The sequence below is a fragment of the Streptomyces sp. NPDC046859 genome, from assembly GCF_040645135.1.
GTDB lineage: Bacteria > Actinomycetota > Actinomycetes > Streptomycetales > Streptomycetaceae > Streptomyces.
Genome location: NZ_JBEYXR010000042.1, coordinates 41053 through 48322, shown reverse-complemented (window position 1 = coordinate 48322; position 7270 = coordinate 41053). Strand labels below are relative to the sequence as shown.

General features: G+C 71.3%; 10 protein-coding genes. 6 read left to right on the top strand and 4 right to left on the bottom strand.

Annotated elements, in window-relative coordinates:
* Nucleotides 1-141: 141 nt before the first annotated feature.
* The gene (locus tag ABZ899_RS35060; protein ID WP_361354553.1) at nt 142-453 is read right to left on the bottom strand and encodes a hypothetical protein; all 312 of its coding nucleotides are present in this window, start codon (nt 451-453) and stop codon (nt 142-144) included.
* A gap of 432 nt (nt 454-885) precedes the next feature.
* Here ABZ899_RS35060 and ABZ899_RS35055 point away from each other — a divergent pair, with 432 nt between their 5' ends.
* The 4 genes from ABZ899_RS35055 to ABZ899_RS35040 all read left to right on the top strand — a co-directional run bounded on the left by ABZ899_RS35055 (nt 886) and on the right by ABZ899_RS35040 (nt 3227).
* The gene (locus ABZ899_RS35055; RefSeq protein WP_361354550.1) at nt 886-1704 is read left to right on the top strand and encodes an MFS transporter; all 819 of its coding nucleotides are present in this window, start codon (nt 886-888) and stop codon (nt 1702-1704) included.
* 27 nt (nt 1705-1731) lie between these two features.
* On the top strand, nt 1732-2157 hold the full coding sequence (locus ABZ899_RS35050) for a hypothetical protein (protein ID WP_361354547.1): 426 nt from the start codon (nt 1732-1734) through the stop codon (nt 2155-2157).
* A gap of 148 nt (nt 2158-2305) precedes the next feature.
* Nucleotides 2306-2728: an SH3 domain-containing protein gene (locus ABZ899_RS35045; protein ID WP_361354544.1), complete on the top strand. Its 423-nt coding sequence runs from the start codon at nt 2306-2308 to the stop codon at nt 2726-2728.
* Between the two features lie 370 nt (nt 2729-3098).
* Nucleotides 3099-3227: a hypothetical protein gene (locus ABZ899_RS35040; protein ID WP_361354541.1), complete on the top strand. Its 129-nt coding sequence runs from the start codon at nt 3099-3101 to the stop codon at nt 3225-3227.
* A gap of 566 nt (nt 3228-3793) precedes the next feature.
* Here the strand turns inward: ABZ899_RS35040 and ABZ899_RS35035 are convergent.
* On the bottom strand, nt 3794-4426 hold the full coding sequence (locus ABZ899_RS35035; RefSeq protein WP_361354538.1) for a hypothetical protein: 633 nt from the start codon (nt 4424-4426) through the stop codon (nt 3794-3796).
* A gap of 405 nt (nt 4427-4831) precedes the next feature.
* On the opposite strand from ABZ899_RS35035, the gene ABZ899_RS35030 reads away from it, so the two are divergent.
* Nucleotides 4832-5044: a hypothetical protein gene (locus ABZ899_RS35030; RefSeq protein ID WP_361354558.1), complete on the top strand. Its 213-nt coding sequence runs from the start codon at nt 4832-4834 to the stop codon at nt 5042-5044.
* On the opposite strand, the gene ABZ899_RS35025 is transcribed toward ABZ899_RS35030, so the two are convergent.
* Both ABZ899_RS35025 and ABZ899_RS35020 read right to left on the bottom strand, forming a co-directional pair.
* Nucleotides 5023-5400, bottom strand: a complete 378-nt coding sequence (locus ABZ899_RS35025) for an STAS domain-containing protein (RefSeq protein ID WP_361354535.1) — start codon at nt 5398-5400, stop codon at nt 5023-5025. The two genes, ABZ899_RS35030 and ABZ899_RS35025, sit on opposite strands and share 22 nt — an antisense overlap.
* 420 nt (nt 5401-5820) lie before the next feature.
* Entirely contained in the window at nt 5821-5985 is a 165-nt protein-coding gene (locus ABZ899_RS35020; protein ID WP_361354533.1) for a hypothetical protein, read from the bottom strand.
* A gap of 568 nt (nt 5986-6553) precedes the next feature.
* Between ABZ899_RS35020 and ABZ899_RS35015 the strand changes: the two genes are divergently transcribed.
* Nucleotides 6554-7075 carry a hypothetical protein gene (locus ABZ899_RS35015; RefSeq protein ID WP_361354530.1) on the top strand — a complete coding sequence of 174 codons (522 nt, stop codon included), beginning with the start codon at nt 6554-6556 and terminating at the stop codon, nt 7073-7075.
* Nucleotides 7076-7270 lie beyond the last annotated feature (195 nt).

Genomic DNA, 7270 nt, shown 5'->3' with positions numbered 1-7270 from the left:
CCGCCCGCTGGGCATCAGTGACCGACAACGGCGGAATCTTCGGACCCGGACGACTCATACCGAACCAACGACGAATCTCCGACTCAGATCACTAGGGCGTTCCCTTCGGATCATCTGGAGATGGCCCCGCGCTGGAGCATGTCAGGCCAGCTGGAAGCCGCTCCGGAAGACACCGCCGTACTCCCCGGGCGTCTCCCAGCAGGTGTAATGGCGGCCAAGAAGATCGGGAAGGTCGATCCCCAGCTGCTCCGCCAAGTCGGCCGCACCGGTCTGGCGGGTCCGAGAGGGGTCATCGGCAGCTTGAAACAGGGCCGAGGCGCCGCGCAGTTCGACGACCACGTACTCCACACGCCTGCCCGTGCCGACTCCGGGCCCGTCGTGGTGCTGTTCATGCCGGGGATTCACAGCCTGCCCGCAGAGCCCGCAGCGCAGGTCGTCCTGTGATGTATCCACGGCCGGCATCGTACAGCTCGCTCGAACGCATGCGGCCACCCGTCATCCTCACCCCCGGAACGCCCGGGCATCGGCTCGCCGAACGCCGCACCTCGTTGGTACGCACCACGCTGAGGACGACGCCCACCAGCTGCTCGAGAGTCAACCTCAGGCACGACTCGAGCCGGCCCTGACGGCGCGTGACGGAATGGTCCGTCCAATCACCGGGCCAGGGGGCGGGAGGTGCGGCAGCGGCCGTCTGCCTCGCCGGAAGCGGCGTTGAGAGCGCCGCGGTGGGCCTGCTGGGCTTCTCGCCATGGCGGCTGGGCCCCTCTTTCGCCACCGGCGCCGTCCGTACGCCGCCGCCTGCGCCCTGGGCCTCGGCGCACGGGCGGCGGTCTTCTTCCGCACCCCACGATTCCCCCCATTGCAGAGGCAGGCAGGCGATGGCCCATGCCCAAGTCCGCGATGTCCCGCACCACAAGCGCGCCGGCCCGCGCACCGCAGCCGCCACCCCTGCCCGCTCCGGCGGCAGACCCGCCGCAGCGGCCCCGCACCCCGCCGGCCTTCCGTGCCGTGCTGCGCTATCGGTACTGCGGCCGTCTGCTGATCGGCTCGGTCACCGGCCGCCTGTCGCTGGGCATGGTGCCCGTCGCGTTGATCCTGGCGGCACAGGCGGACGGGCACTCCCTGGCGCACGCGGGTGTGCTGGCCGCGCTCTACGGCATCGCACCGGCGATCGGAATGCCGCTGCTGGGACGGCTGGCGGACCTGCGTGGCCTGCTCCTGCCCTGCTGCCTCGGCGCCGCCCTGGTCGCCGTCGCGCTTGGCACCCTGGCCGTGGCGGGCACCGCCCACCTGCCGCTGGCCGCCGGGTGCGCGGTCCTGGCAGGGGCGGGATGCCCGCCGCTGGAGGGCGGACTGCGCTCACTGTGGCACACGGTGCTGCCCGACGACGCCCACGTACGCACCGCCTACACCTTGGACTCCTCCACCCAGGAGATCGTCTACGTCACCGGCCCGGCCCTTGCCATTATGGTGGCCACCTGGCTCTCCCCGGCCGCCGCCCTCGCCGCGGCGGGCGCCGTCACCGTGGCCGGCTCTCTCGCCTTCGCCACCGCCCCGCCGGCGCGCGCGTGGCGGGCGGCACCACGGCGCCGGGAGCGGCTCGGTGTCCTGCGCCCACCCGCGATGCGGCTGCTGCTGGCAGCCCTGGTCTTCCTCGGCGCGACGATCGGGGCCCTGGACGTCGCCGCCGTCGCCGTGGCGTAGCGACAGGACGCGTCCTGGCTGGCAGGCGTGCTGCCCGCGGCCTTCTCCGCCGCGGGACTGCTCGGCGGTGTCGCGTTCGCCCGCCTCCAGCCCACCACCGCCCCGCAACCGCGCCACCTGATGTGGCTGGGCGCCGCATACGCGGCCTGCTGGCTTCCACTGCTCTCTGCGCTTCCCGCTGCAGTGGTGCTCCTGCTGGCGTTGCTGCCGGGCGCCTTGTTCGTCCCGTTGCTCACCGTCGCCAGCCTGACCGTCACCAAGCTCGCTCCGCCGGGCACGTCGACCGAGGCGGTCAGCTGGATGGCCAGTGCGATCCGTCTCGGCCTGGCCGGCGGCACCGCCCTGGCCGGGCCGCTCGGCGGCCACTTCGCCGTCCCGTTGATGGCTGCCGTCGGCTGCGCACTGCTGCTGTGCATCCGCACCGCGCCCGCAGCCGCTGCCACACCCGTGTGAGACGAGCCCCGCCCGCTCGTGCTCCCGCCTCCCGGCACGCCGACCACGGTCGCCGTGCCAGGCCGTGACACATCCCGGCGGCTCACCGGTCTTGGGGCCCTGCCGGACTGAAGGCTCCGTGGCACAACCGTCGACCAAGGAGACCGTTGTGTCGTTTCGGTCCGTACTGCGCCGCGCCGTTCCCGCCGTCGCGCTCGCCGCGACCACCGCGCTCGCCGCGACCACCGCGCTCGCCGCGACCACCGCGCTCGCCGTGGGTGCGGCCCCGTCCGCGTTCGCCCAGGCCCCGGCCGCGGCCCAGGCCCAGACCCGCGCGAGCATGCCGTGCAAGCCGAACGTCTACTACGCGGTCTACCAGGCCAGCGGCGTGAACTTCCGCACCGGTCCGGGCACCGGCTACGCCTCGCGCGGACTGCTGTACAAGAACGACTGGGGCAAGAAGATCGCCACCAAGGGCAGCTGGATCAAGCTGAAGCTCGGCACGAAGTCGCGCAGCGGCCTGGCGAAGAACTCGACCGGCTGGGTCGCCAAGAAGTACGTCTCCGACTGCGTCCCGATGCAGCTCGACTGACCACCGGCCGCCCCATGGCCCGCGCCCCGCCCGCACCTGACCGCGAGCGGGGCACGGGCCATTGTGCTGCCGGCACCCGCAGGCCGCGCCGTCGCGTGTCCCGGCCGCGCCGAGCGCCGTCAGGACCTGACGCTCACCGGCCTTGCTGCTCGAGCAGGCAGGCCGCCACCACCTCGGCGAGCCAGGCGCCCGCCGGGCGGACCGGCAGCGCGGCGCAGGAGAGGTTTTGTGCCGCTCCCCAGACCACCGCATGAACTCGGCTCCCACCCAGCGGAATTACCGCAATATGACCTTTTTGCCCCTGGCTGGGAGAGGGCACCCCTGTTGAGATCACCCCTGTCCCACTCATCTTCTCCGAGGAGTCTTCGAGATGAACCAGCGTCCCACGTCCCGTCTGTCCGCCGTCCGTCCGCAGGAGTCGGCCCGCCCGGGCCGGGGCTCCCGCCCGGGCGAGGAGCTCGCCGAGCGTCCGTTCGCGGTGGTGTCGGCCCGTCCGTAGATCGCGCGTCGGCGGCTTCCCTCCAAGCGCCCGCCCGGCGCTCACCTACGGCCGGGCGGGCGTCGCCCATCCCGGCCGGCATCGTCCGGCGGGTGTGCTTCCCGTCGCGGCCATCGCCGCCGTGGCGGTCAGCGTCTTCGCCTGGGAGCCTCCTGCTCGACCCTCAAGGCTGCGAGGTCATGAGGGAGACAGCCCGGCCCCCGCGCACCCCGACACACCGGTGGCCATATCGGGACCCTCGTCAGAGGTGCCAGGAGAGGACCTCCGCTGGCTACGCCCACTCCACGACCATCTCCCGCAGCGCCTCCAGTTGCTCCTGGGTGAGCTTGTCCCGCCTCGCAACACCACCACCTTGCGCTGCCGCCTGCTGCGCCTGTCGGTCCGGCTGTGGTGGCACCCCTACTAGCAGACCGTCCCCTCAGCGCCCGCCGCACGCAGAGCTGTGCCAGCAGGGGGTCAGAGCGATGATGGGGTAGCTGATCGAGGGCGCCGTCGCTCTCGCGGACCTGCTTTGGCCTGCACCGCATCAGAGGCTTGTTGCGCCTTCAGAGCTTGTGTGGGTGGGCCTACGCCGGTGCGTGCTGGGGCGGGTTGCCGCCGGTCCAGTACAGGGCGGTGTCGATGTCGCGGGCACTCCAGCCGGCGGCGCGTGCTGCGCCGTGGTGGAGGAGGTCGTCGAGGAGCTGGAGGTAGCGGCCGTAGCGTCCTGGTGCGGGGGTGAGGGGGAGGCTGAGGGTGTGGAGGGCGTGTTGGACGCGGCGGTCGTAGACGGCCATCCGCTGGGGTGCTGCTGCGGTCAGGACGGCTGAGGCGAGGGCGTCGCCGGTGCGGAAGCCGGGCAGTTCGGCGATGATGCCGCGTCCGGTGCGGGCGGCTTCGCTGCGGGTGAGGGTGGTGTCGCGGACGGCGGTGACGGCCCGCTCGGTGACGGCTCGTACCTGGGTGTCGGGCAGGGACATGAGGTCTGTCACCCAGCGGGTCTGTGCGGAGAGCCGTTTCCAGACGACGAGTGCTGCGATGTCCGTCTTGCCGAGGCTGCCGGTGTGCTCGGTTCGCTGCGCGACCTCGTGGAAGACCTCGTCGTAGTACGGGGAGACGTCGACGAGGTAACCGGCGCGGGCAGGGACCAGCACGTCCCATGCCTGCCGGCAGAGGGCAGCGAACTCGACGCCGTCCGGCGTCTCGTTGGTCGTCTTCATGTCCGCATCATGCCGTTCCGGCCGTTGGGCGGGTGAGGGGCGGCTGTGATGGCTTCCAGGATCTTCGTGCGATGCGTTCGGTGCCGTCGCAGACTGCACCGTGAAGCGTACATATGACGTACGGAGGGCGTATGGACTGCGCATAAGGCGTGCACCCGGTGCGGGGTCTTGCGCGCCACCCCGCAGCCAGGCGGATCCCCGAGCGTTCTTCGCCGAGCACGCCGTGGACCCGCTGCGCCGCCGGGAGGCACTCAGTTGCGCGACGACGATCGCTACAAGGGCCGCCGCAGTGGCCGTGTGGTCGGCGGTACGGCGTGGAAGATGGACGTAGGGCTCCCGTTCCGTGTTACCCCCCGAGCCGGGACGGGAGTCCCCTCTCGTCGCGAGGCGGTGGACGAACCCGTCGTGGGTATGGTGCACGACCACGCCCGGCGATGTGGGCAGCTGGCCGCCGGCCTGCAGATGCTGCCGGACCGGGTCGACGACGGCGTGGCCCTGTTCACCGAACTCGGACGGTGGCCCGGCGGCCGCGCCCTGTACGACCCGCGCCCCGGCGAACCCCGCACGCCTGGCCCGGGTGTGAGCTGCCGCTTCTATTACTCCGGCGACACACCCTGACCACAGGCCCAAGCGGTCAGGGAGTCATCGGAGCCGTCTTCGGCCGCGGTGTCCGCCGCGAACAGGGCGTAGGTATCGGTGATCTGCAGGAGGTGCGTGGGCTGGGGCTGGAGTCCGGTGACGGCCAGGCGGCCACCCTCGGCGTGAAGGCGCCGGCGCAGCAGCACGAGCAGGTTCAGCCCGCTGGAGTCCATGAAGGACACACCCGACAGGTCCACGTGCAACGCCTTACCGCCCAGCGGGATGATGGCCGCGGCCCTCGCCAGCTGGGGACAAGTGTGCAGGTCTATCTCCCCGCGCACGGTGATCACGCTGCGGTCGGGGTACTGCTGTGAAAGCACGGTGAAGTCGCTCACGGTTCGCCCCGTTTCGGGGTCGAGCCCATCACGCCCTCCGTGGGGAGAGGGCATCAAGCACGCGGCGTGGGGCCGTGTACAGCCGAGCAAGACAACCCGTACCGCGCCCCGGTCACCGACAGATGACCTTTGAGGGCGGCGCGGGGCCCCTCACCAGACCAGGCTGGTTGTCCCTGCAGCGTCGCACACGCGGGTCAGCGTCCACCAGCACGTGCTCCCGTGCGCTGTCGAGCGGGGCGGGCGGGAGTGCCGCATGCCACCTCGCCCCAGGTCCTCCAACCAGGCTGCAACCCGCGCAAGCCTCAGGCCCCGCCGCCGACCGCCATCTCACCTTCAGCCTCGGCGAGGATGTCGTACGCGACGGGCGGGCCGCACTTCCCCCCACCGATGAAGACGGAGACGCCTCGTGACCGCGGCCACCTACCAGTACGTCGACCTGCCCGATGCGTCCGTGGTCACCACCCGTGCCCTGCTGACTGCCCGGGAGAACATCTCCGACACGGTCGCCGCGCGGGCGATGATGTGCAGCTCGCCACCGCCCGCCCCGGCGACTACGACGACGCCGCGGCCACCCTGGCCCTGCATGACCGCGCCCGCTACACCGACGGCTGCGCATCGCACCGGGTGCCGCCGTGGGCGCGCTGCGCGCGCGGGCCGCGCGAAAGCATCCCGGGGCGCCGCAGATGCCGTACCAGCCTCGCCCGCTGCTTCGGCCTGATCGGGGAAGAGCCGCGCCCGCTCAGGACGGCCCGGCCGCGCCAGTTCGACCACAGTCATACAGCTCTTCCGATCCGAGACCGGTACGGGCTGAAGGGCGGAGGCCACTGCAAAGAGCACCCTCGGGTGAGGCCCCCTACCACCCACCAGAACTGTTCGTACGGAAAATGCGCGCTGTTCGTACGCTAAGTGTGCGTGATGCTCGCCTCAGTGCCGCGGGCCGGAGGCAGCAGCTTGTACGCCACCTCGTCGGACAGCCCGCCGACAATGCTCCTCGGCGACCCGTTTCGTCCGGGAACGCGCTCCGAATGCTCGACCTGCCCTTCGACCGCGAGGACCGGACGCTCCGCCCGGGGCCGTGACGGGCGGGTACGTCCAGCCGAACGAGCCGAGCGCGCGGGCCCTGGCCCTCCACCACCGCCATTGAGCACTGTTCGTGGGCGACGGGGACCGGCAAGACGCTGGTGTCGATCCGGGTGGCGGACTCGGCGCGCGACTGGTGCTGTTCGTCGTCCCCACACTGGACTTGGCGGTCCAGACGGCGCTGGCCTGGCGCCGCGACGGCCACCTGGAACACATGGTGATCGTCTCCTCCCTGGACACGGCCGGCCGCGACGGCCTCGTCGCCGCCCGGATCATGTCGACCACCGACCCGCACGCGCTGGGCGGGCTGATGTCGGTGGTGGGGGAGTCGCCTGACAACGGCAAGCTGAGGTTGGAAAGGGCTCACTCCCTCATGCAACAGCCATGGGGGAGGGTCGTTCCACGGCCTGTCGGCGGGCGTTGTCAGTGGCGGGGTCTACGGTCCTCGTGTCCCGGCATGGGACTTTGTGCTCTCGCCTGGCTTTACGGCTGGCCAGGCGAGAGCGGCATGGCCCGCTTCCCCCCTTTGACGGGTTGGCACGGGGGCGGGCCCTTCCGGATGGAAGGCCGACACCAACGGCGTCTGTTCTATTGACGTCTCTTCGACGTGCAATTGCAAGGAAATCCGGGAACTTCCACCCGTCCGCGCGCCTGCTTGCGTTTCTGACCGACGTGGTTCTGGCGAGGCGTTCGGAGGGTGCCGGTGATCGCCATTGTTCCGTGATTCCTTGATCACGTGGCGTCACAACTGCCGTTCTGACCATGCTGGTTCACCTCCCCGGGCACTGCG

Coding starts and splice junctions, on each gene's coding strand:
- ABZ899_RS35035 (WP_361354538.1), bottom strand. CDS start 4,426: ATGAAGACGACCAACGAGACGCCGGACGGCGTCGAGTTCGCTGCCCTC.
- ABZ899_RS35055 (WP_361354550.1), top strand. CDS start 886: ATGCCCAAGTCCGCGATGTCCCGCACCACAAGCGCGCCGGCCCGCGCA.
- ABZ899_RS35020 (WP_361354533.1), bottom strand. CDS start 5,985: ATGCAGGGCCAGGGTGGCCGCGGCGTCGTCGTAGTCGCCGGGGCGGGC.
- ABZ899_RS35040 (WP_361354541.1), top strand. CDS start 3,099: ATGAACCAGCGTCCCACGTCCCGTCTGTCCGCCGTCCGTCCGCAGGAG.